The organism is Paenibacillus massiliensis 2301065 = DSM 16942 (assembly GCF_000377505.1).
GTDB classification, from domain to species: Bacteria; Bacillota; Bacilli; order Paenibacillales; family Paenibacillaceae; genus Paenibacillus; species Paenibacillus massiliensis.
This window is the reverse complement of record NZ_KB898185.1, coordinates 467676-484987: the sequence shown is the minus strand read 5'-3', so window position 1 is coordinate 484987 and position 17312 is coordinate 467676. Positions and strand designations below refer to the sequence as shown.

The 17312-nt window shown below is 51.1% G+C and carries 13 protein-coding genes; 5 read left to right on the top strand and 8 right to left on the bottom strand.

Annotated features, from left to right (window positions below):
• Positions 1 to 83 precede the first annotated feature (83 nt).
• Positions 84 to 626, bottom strand: coding sequence for a MogA/MoaB family molybdenum cofactor biosynthesis protein (locus D328_RS0102160; RefSeq protein WP_018883303.1), 543 nt, complete (start codon positions 624 to 626; stop codon positions 84 to 86).
• A gap of 225 nt (positions 627 to 851) precedes the next feature.
• Between D328_RS0102160 and D328_RS0102155 the strand changes: the two genes are divergently transcribed.
• The 4 genes from D328_RS0102155 to D328_RS0102140 all read left to right on the top strand — a co-directional run bounded on the left by D328_RS0102155 (position 852) and on the right by D328_RS0102140 (position 5812).
• Complete coding sequence (locus tag D328_RS0102155; protein ID WP_018883302.1) at positions 852 to 1922, top strand: CobW family GTP-binding protein; 1071 nt, start codon at positions 852 to 854, stop codon at positions 1920 to 1922.
• Between the two features lie 188 nt (positions 1923 to 2110).
• Complete coding sequence (locus tag D328_RS0102150; RefSeq protein WP_018883301.1) at positions 2111 to 2440, top strand: four-helix bundle copper-binding protein; 330 nt, start codon at positions 2111 to 2113, stop codon at positions 2438 to 2440.
• Between the two features lie 475 nt (positions 2441 to 2915).
• Positions 2916 to 4658 (top strand): arginine--tRNA ligase, encoded by a 1743-nt coding sequence (gene argS / locus D328_RS0102145; RefSeq protein ID WP_018883300.1) that lies wholly within the window; start codon positions 2916 to 2918, stop codon positions 4656 to 4658.
• A 194-nt stretch (positions 4659 to 4852) separates the two neighbouring features.
• The gene (locus D328_RS0102140) at positions 4853 to 5812 is read left to right on the top strand and encodes a protease complex subunit PrcB family protein (RefSeq protein WP_018883299.1); all 960 of its coding nucleotides are present in this window, start codon (positions 4853 to 4855) and stop codon (positions 5810 to 5812) included.
• A gap of 146 nt (positions 5813 to 5958) precedes the next feature.
• On the opposite strand, the gene D328_RS0102135 is transcribed toward D328_RS0102140, so the two are convergent.
• From D328_RS0102135 to allC, 7 genes are all read right to left on the bottom strand, one after another.
• Positions 5959 to 7317, bottom strand: a complete 1359-nt coding sequence (locus tag D328_RS0102135; RefSeq protein ID WP_018883298.1) for an allantoinase — start codon at positions 7315 to 7317, stop codon at positions 5959 to 5961.
• Between the two features lie 37 nt (positions 7318 to 7354).
• Entirely contained in the window at positions 7355 to 8758 is a 1404-nt protein-coding gene (locus D328_RS0102130; RefSeq protein WP_018883297.1) for an NCS1 family transporter, read from the bottom strand.
• A 312-nt stretch (positions 8759 to 9070) separates the two neighbouring features.
• On the bottom strand, positions 9071 to 9943 hold the full coding sequence (locus D328_RS0102125) for a fumarylacetoacetate hydrolase family protein (RefSeq protein WP_018883296.1): 873 nt from the start codon (positions 9941 to 9943) through the stop codon (positions 9071 to 9073).
• Positions 9940 to 11196: an amidase family protein gene (locus tag D328_RS0102120; RefSeq protein WP_026280970.1), complete on the bottom strand. Its 1257-nt coding sequence runs from the start codon at positions 11194 to 11196 to the stop codon at positions 9940 to 9942. Before D328_RS0102120 ends, D328_RS0102125 begins: the two co-directional genes overlap by 4 nt.
• A 65-nt stretch (positions 11197 to 11261) precedes the next feature.
• Positions 11262 to 12671 carry a uracil/xanthine transporter gene (locus tag D328_RS0102115; protein WP_018883294.1) on the bottom strand — a complete coding sequence of 470 codons (1410 nt, stop codon included), beginning with the start codon at positions 12669 to 12671 and terminating at the stop codon, positions 11262 to 11264.
• A gap of 188 nt (positions 12672 to 12859) precedes the next feature.
• Positions 12860 to 14110, bottom strand: a complete 1251-nt coding sequence (locus tag D328_RS0102110; RefSeq protein WP_018883293.1) for a pyridoxal-phosphate-dependent aminotransferase family protein — start codon at positions 14108 to 14110, stop codon at positions 12860 to 12862.
• A gap of 25 nt (positions 14111 to 14135) precedes the next feature.
• Positions 14136 to 15380, bottom strand: a complete 1245-nt coding sequence (gene allC / locus D328_RS0102105) for an allantoate deiminase (RefSeq protein ID WP_018883292.1) — start codon at positions 15378 to 15380, stop codon at positions 14136 to 14138.
• Positions 15381 to 15550: 170 nt separating this feature from the next.
• On the opposite strand from allC, the gene D328_RS0102100 reads away from it, so the two are divergent.
• Complete coding sequence (locus D328_RS0102100; protein WP_018883291.1) at positions 15551 to 17185, top strand: PucR family transcriptional regulator; 1635 nt, start codon at positions 15551 to 15553, stop codon at positions 17183 to 17185.
• Positions 17186 to 17312 lie beyond the last annotated feature (127 nt).

Here is a 17312-nt window from a genome sequence, read left to right as displayed (position 1 = left end):
TCAACAAGTAATTATTTCTCGGGAAAGCGCAGGAAGTAGCAAATTCGAACAGATTTAGACAAGCTACAAGTGCCAGCGTTCCTTTATTTCTTGTACAGCTCGCGCATAACATGCCTTAATTCAGGCAAAATGAGGCGTTCCATCGCCAGCTTGACGGCCCCTCTGGAGCCTGGCATGGAAAAGATGGCCGTTGTGCCGATGCTTCCAGCGATTGCTCGACTAAGCATCGCTGCAGGTCCGATGTCCTCTTGATAGCTGATCATGCGGAAGATCTCGCCGAAGCCTGGTAGTGTCTTCTCAAGCAGGGAAGCTACGGCTTCATAGGTGCCGTCACGAGGAGCGATGCCGGTTCCGCCCGTGAGAAGAACTGCCTCGATGGAAGGATCAGCTGCAGCGTCTACCAGCAACTGGCGAATAACCTCCGGTTCGTCCTTGACGATGGTATACTTACTAATCGCATAGCCATGCTCACGTAGCAGCTGCATCATTAGCTGCCCGCCTGTATCCGTCTCTTCCGTGCGCGTGTCTGATACGGTAATGACCATGCAGGCTACTTGCTGCGGTGCTTCTGCGCGATGCTCATCGACAGAGCGTGTTGTGGGTTGAGATGGTGATAGGTCAGCCATTTGGATAATCTCCCTTTCAGGTATGATAGTGTTTGAGCTTGAGATGTTATGTTTCATTTTACATTCTCTCATGCTAAAATGGGAACAGATGTCACATACTTTACACCATTAATGGTTGAATAGGTTGCATAGGTAGCAGCCTGGACCCTCGTATCCAGGTTGTTTTTTTGCTTCAATATAAATAGAAACATACAAATTGCATATTAGATATGTTGGAGGAACATGATGACACAATCAATACCTGTATACGTCCTATCCGGATTTCTGGGTAGCGGCAAGACAACACTGCTTGCCCGGATGCTGACGGAGGCTCAGCGTGAAGGTAAGCGTCCAGCAGTCGTAATGAATGAGCTTGGGGATGTGAACCTGGATGGACAAACGATTGCAAGCGACATCCCAATGGCAGAGATTCTGGGCGGCTGTATCTGCTGCTCTTATCGCAATGATTTGACGACTCAGTTGGCTAGTCTGGTCAGTACGGAGTCCCCTGAGCTGATCATTATCGAGGCTACCGGAGCAGCAAATCCGATGGAGATTCTAGATGCAGTGGCTGAGGTTTCGCTATACACGCCACTGGCCCTACAACAGCTTATTACTGTAGTGGACGCTATCCATTTATACGATCTGTACGAACAGCAGAAAGGCAGAACCTACAGATTGATGCAGGAGCAGATTCGCTGCGCATCCCTTCTAATCTTGAATAAGACGGACCGCATTGACGCTTCGATGCAGGAACAACTGGAAAGGCTACTAAGGCAGTGGAATGCCCATGCTCTGATCGTTCCGGCCCAGCATTGCGAAGTCTCCCCAGCAATTCTCTTCCATACGCCTTCTTCGGAGGAGTCGAATGGTGAACTGCATCAGGAGGATATGCACGAGGATCACTCGCATAATGATGTGCATACACATGATCTTGAGCCTAAGTACAATCATGACGATAATCATGAGCATGGACATCAGCATGGGAATGAGCATGGGAATGAGCATGCCCAGCTTTCATCCGGGCATAGCCACCAATCGCATGAGCATGTGATGGTGTATACGCATTATTTTGATAAGTCGGTGAATAGCGTACATTTTGAGGAGCTGCTGCGCAATCTGCCGCGAGATATCTATAGAGCCAAGGGGATTCTGACCTTTAGTGACACGAGTGGACGGTTCATGTTCCAGTACGCTTACCGAGAGTCTGATTTTATGAAGGTCGAGCCGCAGGGACAAATCAGAGACGTTGCTGTATTCATTGGTGAGCATTTTGATAAGGAGCAGCTAGTGCAGAGCTTGAAGCGACTGGTGTGACGGTAATCGGGTCACGGGGTAAGGAGACATATGGAGAAATCATGATAGCGTACATGCCGGATCGCGTGAACATTGATATGCTGTTATGAATTGCATAGGATCAGGCATGAAAGCCCGAAGGGGTGATTAGTCTTTGTACCTGATGGGTAAAAAGGTATACAGTATTTTATCGACCAGGAGGTAGTGTAATGAATCATTCTTATCATAAAAGCATTGAGGCATGCCTGGAAGCCATGAACGCATGCAATCTCTGCTATGTATCGAGTCTGAAGGAATACGATCTGGCCTTGCTGCGGGACTGCCTGCGACTGACAAGAGAATGCGCCGATATTTGTTCATTTGCCGCACAGTCTCTTGGTCGTGGAACGGAATTCGCGGCAGAGATTTGCGAGCTGTGTGCCAAGGCTTGTGAGGCCTGTGCCAGGGAGTGCGGTAAGCATAATCACGAGCATTGCCAGGCATGCGCTGAAGCTTGCCTCCGTTGTGCCGAAGCCTGCCGCATCATGAGCGTTGCTTGATTCTTCGACTACATGTCAACTTATGACATTGGTGGTATGGATGGCCGATAGCTACCAGCCTCTCATCAATAGTAATGTAGAGGTTGCTTTTGGCAACAGAACTGTTCTATAATGTGAGTCATTATATGAATATCCAACGTCTGGGAACGGGAGAGTAGCCAGGTGAATCCCCATTGTAGCGAGCCGGGAAGGTGGGAGCCGGTATGGGAAACATGGTGAAGCGCACTCGGGAGACGTCAGATTCAGTGTATGCTCGTCGTCTATGCCGCATTTGGGATGGATTGTCGTCATACAGGCAGGTCTGAACGGGTGGCGCACGTTATGCGTTGTTTGAGTGGAAGGAACGATTCTGTGCATTCGTTCTTCACGAAGAGTGGTACCGCGGGAACTTAGGCTCTCGTCTCTTTTATAGAGACGGGGGCTTTTTTGGTTGCGGGGCAATAAATTTGCTTTTATAAAAAAGGGGGAACCTGTCATGTTGATACAAGCTGCTGCACAACTGTTATCCAAGTACGTAGAGGAGTCGCAGGAGGAATTGATCCACCTGCTGGAGACGCCTCCTCGCCCGGAATGGGGCGACGTGTCCTTGCCATGTTTTCGATTCGCGAAGAGGCTGCGGCTTGCGCCTCAGCGGATCGCCGCAGAGCTGGCCGAAAGACTGAACGAGGAAGAGAATGAAGGTGGATTATCCGCCTCGGCTGAAGGAGCTTATCTCAATCTGACATTTGAGCGGAGTGCCTATATTCCTAAGCTGCTGGAGCAGATGTCCCAGGATAGCTATGGGTCTCTTCAACTGGGTGAAGGTCGACGAGTCGTTATTGACTTGTCCTCGCCCAATATTGCCAAGCCCTTCGGGATCGGACACCTGAGATCGACGGTTATTGGTGCAGCTCTATATCGCATTTTGCGAGCTGCCGGATATGAGACCGTTAGTGTCAATCATCTGGGGGATTGGGGCACCCAGTTCGGCAAGCAGATTGTAGCTTATAAGCGGTGGGGTGTTGATGAACTGCTGGAAGCCGATCCGATCGGTGCTTCCCTGCAGCTATATGTTCGCTTTCATGAGGAAGTGGAGCATCAGCCTGAGCTAGAGGACGAGGCCCGGGACTGGTTCCGACGTCTGGAGCAGGGTGATCCGGAGGCACAGCGGCTGTGGCACTATTTTGTGACCATTAGTATGAAGGAATTCAATCGGATGTATGACCGCCTTGGTATTACCTTTGACCATGTGCTCGGTGAGAGCTTCTATAATGACAAGATGGGTGCTGTAGTCGAGGCCCTCAAGGAGAAAGGTCTGCTGGAGGAAAGCGACGGGGCGCTGGTGGTCCGGCTCGATGATCTGGAGTTGCCACCGTGCCTGATTCTGAAGAAGGATGGAACGACCATCTATCCAACAAGGGACCTGGCGACCGCTATATACCGACATGATAACATGGAGGCTGATCGCCTGCTGTATGTGGTTGGCGCCGAGCAGCAGCTGCATTTCCGTCAAGTATTCACCGTTCTGGAGCGAATGGGATATGATTGGGCACAGGCTTGCGAGCATGTACCTTTTGGCTTGATGAAGATGGAAGGTAAGAAAATGTCCACTCGGCGTGGTAAGGTGCTCAAGCTGGAGGAGGTTCTGAATGAAGCGGCTGCGCGGGCGCTTGCGGTGATTGAAGAAAAGAGCCCTCAGCTACCCGAGCGCGAGCTTATCGCAGAAGCAGTCGGAGTAGGAGCTATTATATTCGGTGATCTGAAGCATCATCGGACTAATGAGATTGATTTCTCGCTTGAGGAAGCGGTTCAGTTCGATGGGGAGACGGGTCCGTATCTCCAATACACGTACGCTCGTACACAAAGTGTTCTTCGCAAGCTTGAAGCTGCAGCGGCAGAGTCTGCACGAGCTTCTGATTCGAGTGGAGATGGCCTTGCAAATGCAAGCATGGGTAACAATGATGCACAGGAATCAGCTCCGACATTAGGTGAGGCTGGCTGGAGCTTGCTGAAGCAATTAGCTACCTATCAGGCCGCGCTTGAGCGGGCTGCTGTACGGCTGGAGCCCTCGCAGCTAGCGAGATTCGCGCTTGATACGGCTCAGGCCTTCAACCGCTTCTACCACCAGGAGCGAATAGATGGTGGTGGTGTCTGGAGAAGGGAATTGACGATTGTGACTGCAATGTTGCTGTCCCGTACGTTGAAGCTGCTAGGTATTCAGGCACCTGAGCGGATGTAGTGGCTTGGATTAGTGGTACTTTGACCGAGTACAGTTGTGGGTGGTGCTAGGCTGCTATTTCTCTAGCCGTTGGAGGGAGCAGATGCTTTTGCGAATGAACTGAAACATATTCGTCTTCCATGTCGTCTGTAAGAATAGAGAACATCATTTTGAGAAATCTATCCATAATAAAGAGAAGATCTGGAGGTATGAATATGAAGCATACAAAAAAAACGATAATGGCCCTGGTGGTTACTTGCTCATTAACAGCTGCCACAGCGGCGGCGGCATTCAGCGATATTAGCAACCCGCAAGACGCAAAAATTGTCCAAGCACTCCAACAGCAAGGAGTTGTATCCGGTGTGAATGAACAGCAATTTGTCCCTTCGGGCTCGTTGACAGCGGCTCAGGGGCTACAAATGATCGTAAATGCTCTGAAGCTGCAGGTAGAGGGGACTGACCAAGCTATCGTTGCTAAGAATGACAAGACATGGTATGCAGATGCTTATGAGATCGCCAAGGCGAATGGTATTGCGTTGTCCGATGCGAAGCCTGCTACAGTGCTGACCAAGGAGCAATTTGCCAAGGCCCTATATGAGGGGATCAATGCAACTGGACAGTATCCAACGATTAAAATGTACATCCAGGCTGCTGACGAGAAGCAAATGAACCCGAACAGTATGGAGGCAATTCAATTCCTGCTACTGACGAAGATTACCAGTCTGGATGAGAACCAGAACTTCCTGCCACAGCAGCGAGTCACTCGTATGGAAGCTGCTCAAATGGTCTATAATGCGATAGAATTCGTAGACCGGATGAACCAGCCTGTAGAGAATGAGCCACAGCCACAGCCTGAGCCTGAAGAGCCAGTCATTCAGGAGCGAGTTGAGCTGAGTATCGAGAAGCAAAACGATCACCAGAATAAGGTCATTTTGACACGTAAGGATGCACCGAACCCAGGCTATGGGATTGCAGTTGATCATATCGAGTATGTAAATGATACAGAGGCTGTGGTCTACTACAAGCTGCTGAGTCCGAAGCCTGGGGAGATGAATATCCAGGTCATCACCGATACACAAACCAGCACGCTGGTGGACAGTAAGTATAAAGTAACCATCAAGCCAGTAGCAGGAACCAAGCTACCTCAACCGAGCCCGGGTACCGTACGTTACTAAGGCTGGGCTGTTCTGAAGGCCCAAGGGTACTCCCATCATAGTAGAAGTAGAAGAAGCAAAAACTTCTATGGCTACGTATGATGGGAGTTTTTATGCTGTCTATTTTTCAGGAGCGAAATGATAAATTCAGGTCTCTTGATGTTCGTCTAGACTGGCTTTTGCCAGCTACCTTTCGCCGTAGCAGTCGCCACTTCGCCGTCGCGAACGATGATATGACCACGAACGATCGTGCCGATTACACTACTCGGGAATGTATGTCCGATATACAGGCTCTGTTTATGCTTAGCATAATAGTTCTCTTCCGTTACAGTAAACGCTTGGTTCAGGTCAACGATGGCGAAATCCGCATCCATTCCGATGGCGATACGACCTTTGCGCTCTGCAAGACCGAAGCGCTCCGCCGGATTCGAAGCTGTCCAAGCGGCGACTTGCTCCAGCGGAATGTCTTGTGCTTGTGCCAGTTCCAGCGCTGACAATAATGTGAACTGACCGCCGCTAATGCCGCCCCATGCCTGGAAGAGATTATAGTCCTTCGGGTCCTTCATATCGTATGGGCACGGCGAATGGTCTGACGATAGCATATCGAATTTTCCTTCTGCTAGCAGGGAAATCAGCCGTTGTTGTTCGTCTGCTTCTCGCAGGGGAGGTGCGCACTTGGCGAGGCTACCTTTTTCGCGTAGACTGTCGTGGCTAAAGAGCAGATAATGCGGGCATGTCTCAACCGTTACATTCATGCCGCGAGCCTTAGCCGCCTCGATTTTACCTACAGCCGCTGCCGAGCTGATATGAACAAAGTGCAGCGCGCAACCCGTTATCTCTGAATAGTAGAGTGCGCGTTCCACGGCTTCAACTTCGGCCAGGATCGGGCGTGTCTCTAGATAGTCGTCGGCGCTCACGAGCCCCGCTGCTTCTTTTTCTGCTTTCAGCCAGTTGGTGATTGCTGCGCTCTCGGAATGCAGGGCCAGCACCTTGCCGAGTGCTGCAATCTTTTTCATGCCAGTCAGCAGTGTCATATCGTCGACCGCTTCAAATTCCTTGTTGCCGGTCGTGGACAGGAACGCTTTGAACCCGATTACACCGGATTCCGCCAATGGCTGCAGATCGTCTTCGTTGCCCGGCACGAGTCCACCCCATAGACCGAAATCGACGAGCGACTTTTCATTTCCAAGACGTGCCTTGTCGAGCAGCGCCTCCTGATGTACCGTTGATGGAATACCGTTTAGAGGCATGTCGAAGAACGTGGTGCAGCCCCCGGCAGCCATCATGGCTGATCCAGTCGTGAAGCCTTCCCAGTGCTCACGGCCTGGTTCGCTGAAATGGACGTGCACATCGATCATACCAGGAAGTACATGGAATCCAGTTGCGTCCCACTCGTGCTCCGTTTCGCCCACTAGCTTGGCGGCAATCGCTGCAATTTTTCCGTCTTTGACGCCGACATCGACTTTCGTGACCCCATCCGGCAGCACCACGCTGCCGCCACGTACGATCAGATCATAACGTTCCATGCACATCTCTCCTCATTAGGTGGTGTTAATGTATTGTTCAGACAGATTCTTCAAAAATCGTACCCTTCTTGAAAGATGAGCCTTTGAATGCTAGCTTGCTTAGCAAAAGATATGCGATACCTGCAACGGTAAATCCGATGATCCAGCCGATGTCGACCAGCAGGAAGGCCGCACCAGCTCCAATGAGCATGGCGAGCATGGCGCTTGGATTGTAGCCTTTGAAGGAGCCATTCTCTAGGTACAGCTCTGTCGTGTCGACCTTCTGTTTGCGAAGGATGTAGTATTCGACTAACATAATGGCGACAATCGGACCTAAGAAAGCAGAGTAAATCAGGATGAATGTATTCAAGCCTTTAGCGGAGGAATCCTGCACGAGAACCCACGGGAAGGAGCAGAGTGCAAGCAATCCGGTTACAATGACAGAAGCTTTGTATTTAAGCTTGGTGACGAGTGAAATAACGTAAGCTGGCGGCACGATGTTGGCGACCATGTTGACGGCAACCGCACCAATGACGATGAAGGCCGATACACCGACGGTGATATAAGGATTGTCGACGATGACCGCAAATGCTTTGACCGGATTTGAGATGCCTGTGGCAGCAGCCATCATGACTCCGATTGTCAGGACGAAGCCATAAGCAATAATGATGGGGAAGAAATACAGCATGCTGCGTTTTTTGTTGCTAATACCGCTCTTGAGCTCACGGGAATAGTCACCTGCACTCAGGAAGATCGCTGCATAGTTGCCGAGGAACACCATGATGAAGGCGAAGAACGGGAGTCCCCATGTGCCTTGTGCATTTACCCAATTTTCGGTAATCGCGGCACTGTGGGAATTGAGTAGTATGCCGAATACATAGACAAGTGCTAGCATGATGACGACAGAGGCAAGCGTCTCCACCCACTTGATCGCATGAAAGCCATAAAGCGAAAGGACAATCTGAGCCGCCTGCAATACCACGAAACAAATCGGGATGCTATCGAAGCTTCCGCTACTCAGCACCTTGACGATCTCGTTCAGTGCAGTTGCTCCGACCCAACTTTGGAAGCCATACCAGACGATAGCAGGGACACCGCGCAGGAACGAGGAGATGATGGACCCTTTGATGCCGAAAGACATCCGTAACTGGACCACATAAGGTATACCCGTCCGGTAGCCGAAGCGGTCGTTCAAGGCGAAGAGCACCGAAATGATGCCAATTGCAATGATCGCTGCTACAACAGTCTGGAAGAGATTAAGCGTTGCGATGCCAGCAGCAATCAGGCTCGCGCCGAGTGTCATGTTACCGAGATTTACACCGTCCCCAATCCACATAAACATGTAAGAGACCGATCCAATCGTTCTGTCGCTCTCCCGCTTTGGTTTTAGGGAGTCGTCCACACTGATATTTTCTTGCAATGGTGTCTCCTCCAACACACGACTTGTCAAATTCATAGACATATTCGGCTCCACTCCCTCTTTTTTATGGGGTGCGCAGGCTGAACTGATCGCCTTCAAGATTACTTAAGTCGTTCTGCCAGTTCCTTGCATACACCACAGGTGATTGAATCATCGTTAGATAACATAACTTTAATATGTAATGTATTCTATCTCGTGATTACTGATTCTTATTTTATCACCTTGGTTTCACAATGCATTGACAAAAACGTAAATTATAATCAGGTTTTTTGTTGGATTTGAACAAAAAAATATATCATATAATGTTATATATATGTTAGTTATTGTTTTTGAGACAATCTTTTGAATGAAAAATTACAAAGGTGGAGTTGGCTCTACCGAATTGTTCAGCGTCTCCAGCCCTGCAATCCGACATCCTACCTCGTCTCCTGGCTCAATAACGACCGACCCCGGTGTCCCCGTCAAAATGACATCTCCCGGTTGCAGCGTCATCACATGTGACAGGAAGGAGATCAGGTATGCGGGGGAAAAGATCATTCGGCTAACAGAATTGCTGTGAGTGACTTGGCCGTTGAGTATGGTCTCGATCTCAAGATCAGGTAGATTGTCATATTCGTCAGGTGTGGATAGGGAGGAGCCAAGGCTCAGGAACGTGTCAAAGCTTTTGGCACGCTGCATAAACCGAGGATTGCGAGCGTGGATATCCTTGGCGGTCATATCGAGTGCTGTCGTATATCCAGCTACGACGCTCATCGCTTCCTCTTCACGGAGCTTCTTGCACGTGTGTCCGATGACGATGGCTAGCTCCGCCTCTGCGGTGATCTGTCCGGCTCCAGTGGGGAGATGGATCGCTTCACCAGGGCCAATCAGTGATGTATCCGGCTTGAGGAAAATAACTGGCTCATCCTCAGGAGGACGCCCGGACAGCTCTATCGCCTTTGCCAGATAGTTCATGCCGACGCCGATGATTTTGCCCGGCTGACTGTAAAGTGCGCGGTAAGAAACTTCGCCTGCGAGCAGGGCAGGGGCTTTGTCGAGGTGCTCCTGACCACCGTTGGTATACCAGTGGCGCAGCGAATTCAGTCGTTTTTGTTGCAGTAGCGTGAAGAGGTCTGTGTTCCAAGCTGTGCCTTCCTGTTCATTCAGCCAAGCCAGGGGGATCATGCCCCGATCCGTCAAAAAAGCAATTTGCTCCCGTCCCTTGTGCGTAATCGTCACGAGTTTCATCCATGCACCTCTTCTGTAAAATGTTTAGTCACCCAATACAGCAACTGGAGATCCGTATTCAAACCGCCGATAAAAGATAGTCCGATCGGCAGTCCGTCCTGACGGATTACTGGTACGGTAACCTGAGGCAGACCGGAAAGTCCCGCAATACAGGAGAGCTGCATTGTTTTCGCTCGGTATGCCTCAGCTTCTGGACCTTGTAATCCTAACAGTGGAGCTGGGCCAGGTGCAGTGGGTATAGCCAGAATTCCGTCTTCACCCAGCAGTTCCACAAGCGTGCGCTGTACACGAGCACGTAAAGCTGCTTCAACCGCGCTTGCGGATTCCTCCAGTGTACCGGCCCATTCGAAGCGTTCCGCAATGCCCGGCCCAAATGTCGGATGTTCTTTTGCGATCCATTCGCTATGTTCACGCGCGATCTCTAGCCCTTGAAGAACACGGAACGCCGCCGACCAGTCTGCCAGGCTCTCTTCAGGCTCAGTTAATCGGATAGCCGTGTGGTTATCCTCCCAGTCGCCGAGACCATGTAGCTTCGCAAGGAGGATCGAACGGTCATCCGGTTCGGGCAGGCTCCAGGCTTCTTCCGCCGTGAGAAAGCGGGTGAATGAGGGGGGACTGATATTGAATAGGAGATCTATGTCGTGTTCACTCTCGATGCTTAAGCTCGATTCACCATCAGAATTAGCTGGATTTTGTTCCAATAGGACCCTGCCCACGTCGAGCAAGATCTTGGCAGACCGACTCATCCAGCCAACCGTATCGAAACTTCGCGCCAGCGGAATGACTCCTTCCGCGGATACGGCTCCATGCGTCGGACGGAAGCCGTATAGGCCACAATACGATGATGGAATGCGCACCGAACCGCCTGTGTCCGTTCCTACGGCGAAATCGACCAGTCCTGCAGCAGCAGCTACGGCCGAGCCGCTTGACGAGCCCCCGGGAATTCGATCTGGTGCGTGGGGGTTAATCGGCGTGCCGTAATGGGCGTTTTCTCCGTTCAGGCTGTACATCAATTCGTCCGTCTGCGTCGTGCCTTCAAGCCTTGCGCCGTTTGCTAGTAATGCCAATATTGAAGGAGCTGTAGATTCCGAAGGCTCATGTGTGCGAAGCCAATCCGGGTTGCCGGCTCCGCTTGTAGCGCCCTTGATATCGAAGACGTCCTTCACTGCGAACGTTAGTCCAGTGAGTAACCCTGTTCCGTTGGCGGGTCGCTTCATGGAAGTATCTACGAATGCTCTCCATTGGTCGGACATGGGTGACACCATCTTCGACTTTGTGTGGAGTTGGAATCCCTCCGTTTGATTCTCATTTTTCGTACTCATTGCTGTTCTCCTTTCGGTTTCAAATTCGTAGTAAGCGTGCTACGGGAACGATGAGACTTTACCGTATCAGGGATTTGAATCTTCCTCAAGGTAGTCGCCTGATCTTGTGGGGAAGAGCTGATCCGAAGCCGGTCTAATAGTAATGCGAGTAAAATACCGACCAGCAGACCGTTTCCAAGTAGCGGCCGCAGTAGGGCGGGCAGTGAAGTGAACGATTCGGAAGGCAATCCCATAATGATGATCCCTACGAATAAAGGTGCTGCTGTTCGGTACAGGTTGGCGGCATCCATACGAATTTGCCCGAAATATTGCAGGGAGGAGCCTAGCAATCGCAGATACGTCACGAGAAGCACAGCGCTTCCGATGCTGAGCGGGAGTTGCGTCAATACGCCGCTGATCGCCTTAATTAGGCCGATGCCCGCGAACAAAAGACCACCGATTACAAACGGAAGCCGATCCCGGATACGAGTCTGCTGGAGGAAGCCTACAGAGGAAACGTAGGGAGCGTAGGGGACAAGTCCCAGTAATCCCGAGGCAACTGCGAGCACACCGCTGATCGTGAAGGAGCGTCTGTATTGCCTTCCTGATGCTTCCTGCTCGTAAATACTATCCGTTCCCTTCAGTGCGCCAAACGTATTGGAGGCGTTGACGAGCCCGGCGATAACGGCAATCGCTACCACACCGGCGTTCAGTCCGTCCGTAGGCCCACCGAGCGGAAACCAGCCCATGTCTATACTTCCAACATTGGATGCTCCATCGTCTCTGCCGAAGCTAAGCGCATATAGCACCCATCCGCCCAAAATACCAATCAGCAGTGCATACTGCCCGATCGCGGGCCGGGCTTTTACTGACAAGACTGCGACAAAAAAGGCAACGGCAGCAGCCAACAGGAACACGGCTGGCTGAATTGCTGTGGCTTCAGACGATGACCCAGATGAAATGCCGAGCATGCCTTCGAGAAAAATCATGTTCAGCCTGCAGCCGAGCAGGAACATGAACACAGCCATCACTCCCGGCGTAAATAGTTTCGACAATGGAGCAGCTAGCCCGCAGACACCGATCAGAATGGTGACCACACCCGAGATCAAGATTCCAACGGCCAGGCTACCGCCCAGTTCCGTCAACGAAATGCCCAGTGACGGTGCAGCCGCACTAAGGCTTAGAATGACACCCCACCACAAGCCAGACTGTCCTTCCATGACGGCTCTTTTATGTCCGAGTCCTGCCTGAATTACGCAAGCGAGCCCTGTTAAGACAAACGAGCATTGAATCAGAAATTGAATCTTCTCCTGCGGTAGCCCAAACGCTGCTCCGACCGTGATTGGAATGACTACCGTGTTGGTAAATAAGAAGAAGAGCCACTGCAGCCCTGCGAGTCCTGAGCGCAGCCAGTTGATATTGTTCATATTTCACACTCCGCTTGGAGCTTCGTTGAGATGGTATCCGAGCAGATTTATTACGCACTCGGGGTTCCTTGAACAAAGCTGAGTTTATACAAAAGGATTCCGGAAATTCCCGGAATCCTTATCTTTCCCTAAAATACAAGTGCACAGCAAGAGGCCTATGGGCTACATCTTCTGCACCATGGTCACATTTAGGCGAGTACGGCGGTACCTGATTGGGCCTGCTCATACACGTCCAGTGCCTCTTGCACTCCGCGCCCAATCACGATCGGGGCATGATGTCGGATCAGCACAGCTTCCAGCGCGGACAGAACGAATAGCACATTCTCCTTGCGACAACTGTAGCCCATCGTGCCGATTCGCCAAATCTGCCCATGCAGCGGGCCGAATGAGCTTGCGATCTCGATACCGAACTGATTCAGAAGCATTGTTCGTACGGACTCGCCGTCGACACCTTCCGGAATCTTCACGCACGTCACGACTGGCAGCTTCCATGCCACATCGTTGAATAGCTCTAGGCCCATACCACGGATACCGGACATCAGCGCCTTTTCATGCAACTTGTGCCGTTCGAAGCGTTCTTCAAGCCCTTCGTCAAGCAGGATGCGCAGGCCTTCGCGCAGCGCGTACAGCATAGACGTTGCTTCCGTATGATGGTTCAGACGACGCGGCCCCCAGTAATCCTGTAGCTGGCTTAGATCAAAGTAGTTGCTGCGAATCGGCTGCGCCACGTCCCGATGGTCGCTTTCAATTGCGACACCGCGCTCGACTTTTTTTCGGCTCGCCAGAATGCGCTCAACCCGCTCGTTGTATGTGATGGGTGCCATGCCAGAAGGTACGGAAATGCACTTCTGTGTACCGCCGATAACCGCATCAAGCTGCCATTCATCCACTTTGACTGGGGTGCCACCGATTGAAGCGACGGCATCAACCACTGTCAATACGCCGAGCTTGCGGCAGACCGGGCCGATCTTGTCCAACGGCTGCATACAGCCCGTCGAAGTCTCCCCATGCACAATCGCCAGGATTTTCGGCTGTACTCGCTCAATCTCGTTGATGACCGCCTGTTGGTCGAATACTTCTCCCCAAGGACATTCCATTAGATGAAGCTCTGCACCATGGCGTTCGGCAATCTCGGTCAGCAGATGGCCGAAGCGGCCGAAGATGGGCACTAGTACTTTGTCACCCGGTTCGATCAGACTGCACAGTACCGCTTCCAAGCCAGAGCGGGAAGTACCGTCGACAGGGAAGGCCCACTGGTTCGTCGTCTGGAATGTTTGTCTTAACATTTCCATAGTTTCGTTCATCATTCGCGTGAATTCCGGATCAAATTGGCCTAGAATCGGCGTTGCCATTGCTCGCAGAACTCTAGGGTCGACCTCAACTGGCCCTGGTGTCATGATTGTTCTCAAAGGTGCATGAATTTCCCGGTACTTCGTCATCTCGTAACCGCCTCCTCATTGTTCTTCAATAAGCCAACTTGTGCAGCATGTCGATCAGCAAGCGCACGCCGCGCTGCAAATCTTCCGTATCCGTAAATTCTGCGGGTGAGTGGCTAATGCCGTCCCGACTTGGTACAAAGAACAGTGCGGTTGGACAATACGTTCCGAATATCTGCGAATCGTGTCCCGCCCCGCTAGTCATAGTTTTGTATGAAATGCCTTCGCGCTTTAAAATGTCCTCAGCAATCGCGTTTAGAGCAGGATCCATTGCTACCGGAGGCTCATCCATCCATTTGTAGCACACGACGCGAGTTCCTTGTTCGGCCGCAACCATCTCGAATTCCCCGAAGCATTCCTCGCAGAAGTTCCGAATCGTCTCTGCATCCCTGTGGCGCACGTCCAGGCTAAAGGTGACCTCGCGTGCAATGACATTACCGACATTGGGGTGAACGTCCATTCGACCCACGGTAGCCACGAGTCCGCTCTCATCTGCTTTGGCTCGATGCGTCAGTATTCGAATTAGCTCGGCAGCCGTAGACATGGCATCTCGGCGCCACTGCATTGGGGTCGTGCCGGCATGATTACTCTCACCATGGACTGTAATATCATAACGGCGTTGTCCAACGATGTGGCTGACGACGCCGATCGACTTGCCTTCCCGTTCCAGCACCTGGCCTTGCTCAATATGCAATTCGATAAAGCATTCCAGGTCTTTGCGCTTTGGCTTCGGGTGTTGACCTGTTCCGAACCCGGCATCGCGCATCGCCTGTTCGAACGGTACGCCTTTTGCGTCCTTGATGTTGTGAACCGCCTCGCGGCTCTTCACCCCCGTAATATTACCGGAACCCCAGTAGGTCATCGGGAAGCGGCTTCCTTCTTCTTCGCATAGGGACACAACCTCAATTGGCTTGAGTGGCTGGCCGTAATGTGTAAGCAAATATTGCACGGCGATTAGTGCAGCGACGATGCCATAAGCTCCGTCGTATTTTCCGCCTCCGGTCACTGTATCTACATGCGATCCTGTCAGTACGACCCGCGCTTTTGGATCACGTCCAGAGACACGTCCAAACAGGTTCCCGGCATCGTCGTAGTGTGCGGTTAGTCCAATTTCTTTCATTTTTCCCTCGATCGCCCGCTGGGCCGCGCTCCAAGCCGGGTCATACAGCAACCGTGTTACTCCGCCACTTTGTTCTTCCCCATGCGAAGCCAGCCATTCAATCATATGTTCGACCTGTTCGAATAAGGCGGACGGCTTCGGTTGTTTGATCATCAATGTAATCTCCCCCAATCTGGCAGCCCAAGCTTTCCAATCGGTGTTATATTGTTTAACTTGGCAATGCTATTAATTAATCGTAAAATAAAACAAAAGGGAAATCATTCACGAAAATGTAGAAGAATCAGAGTAATTGTTGGTCATGTTAACTAAAGGGGGGCGTGAGAATGATGAAAATGGATGATCTGCTGAAATTACCCGTATTTGACGGAACAACGATCGTCGCGGGAGCAAAGGGCTTGAATCGGGAAGTTCACACGGTCAATATGATGGACGCCCCAGATATCATTCCATACCTTAAAAGCAATGAATTACTCATTACGACCGCTTTTCACTTAAAGGATGATCTGCCAGCGCTGTTGGAATTGATTCGGGAAATGAGCCGCCAGAACTGCGCGGCTTTAGGCATCAAAAGCAAGCGGTTCCTCGGCAGCATTCCCGAATCGGCGATCACGCTTGCTGACCAGTTGGACCTACCGCTAATGGAGCTGCCCGTCGAGCCTTCGCTCGGCGATATTGTCAACAAGTCGCTGAGCCATATCCTTGATGTGCGGACAACCGAGCTGCACAACGCTATGCAGACACATCGACAATTCACCCAGCATATCATGAGCGGCCAGGGCATCCCGAAGCTATTGGATCAGTTGTCCTCCTTGTTGAGATTACCTGTTTTTTTACTGGGTCCTTACCTTCAACGGATATCTGGTCGTTGCACCGCCTCCACCGCCACGCGGCTCGAAGCGTTATTATCTGCCGGCGGTCGTTTTCATGTGGAGACATCCAATTTCACTGCTTTTTCCCTGCTGGGCGGAGAAGAGGAGACACTGACGTTATTTCCCGTCTATACCCACAGACAACTACACTACCTCTGTATTGAAGGATTTGTTTCGCCATCGGAACGTTCTAGTATTCTGACTATTGAACAGGCAACCAACGTGATTGCTTTCGAGCTGATGAAGGACAATGCGCTCAAGCAAAATCGCCGGCGCATCCAGAATGAGTTTTTTACCAATTTTATCGGAGGGGCATTTTCAAGCAGCGAGGAGATCGCCAGCCGAGGAAGGGAATTCGGTCTATCCATTGATCACCGCTATCTTTGTGCAGTCGGCAAACTCGACGGCAGAGATAAAACGAGCTCATTTATGCAGTATAAAGCCGAACAAGACCGGATCGCTGAGCATCTTGAAGGGGAGCTGGTCCATTTTCGCTATCCGCTACATCTGTTCACTCACGATCGCGCCTACGTATTGCTCATGCCAATGGTCGAGGAATGGAAAACACTCAAACCTTCTTTTTTTGCGCTGCTGGAACACCTTCAGGGGAAAATTGCTACGTATTTCGGTTCGGAGTTGTCGTTTGGTTTCAGCAGCTATGCACAGCCACTCGCCCAGATCCCTGTCTCCTACAAAGAGGCGAACGAAGCCCTTTACTTCGGCGGCATGGCAGGTAAGACACGGTTTATCGAGATGTATCATCCGAAGGAAGTGCCGGAGATTTTGCGTATGATCCCTCTTGAGCATCTACGGAAATTTTACGCCGATACGATGCAGGGCTTCGAGGATGAGACGCTCAAGGATCATCATATGTTAATCCAGACGCTATCCGTTTATTTGGAGGCCCATTGCCAACTTGCCGAGACGGCAAAGAGACTGTACATTCATCGGAATACAGTGATCTATAGGTTGGAAAAATGCGAGGAAATTATCGGTCGCAGCCTGAAGGACCCGGAGGAGACGTTGCGTCTTCGCATGGCATTCCGAATCAAAGCATTGCTGCCGCAGAAGGATGGAAGGATGGAATAATCCCCTCCGTTCAACAAGATTAAATCCATCTTACCAGATGTCTTTTTTCTCATGTCTACTAGAAGGGGATATCACTACTAAACGGTTAGATTTACATTTCCGGCCTTTATCAGCCAGCAGTTACTGA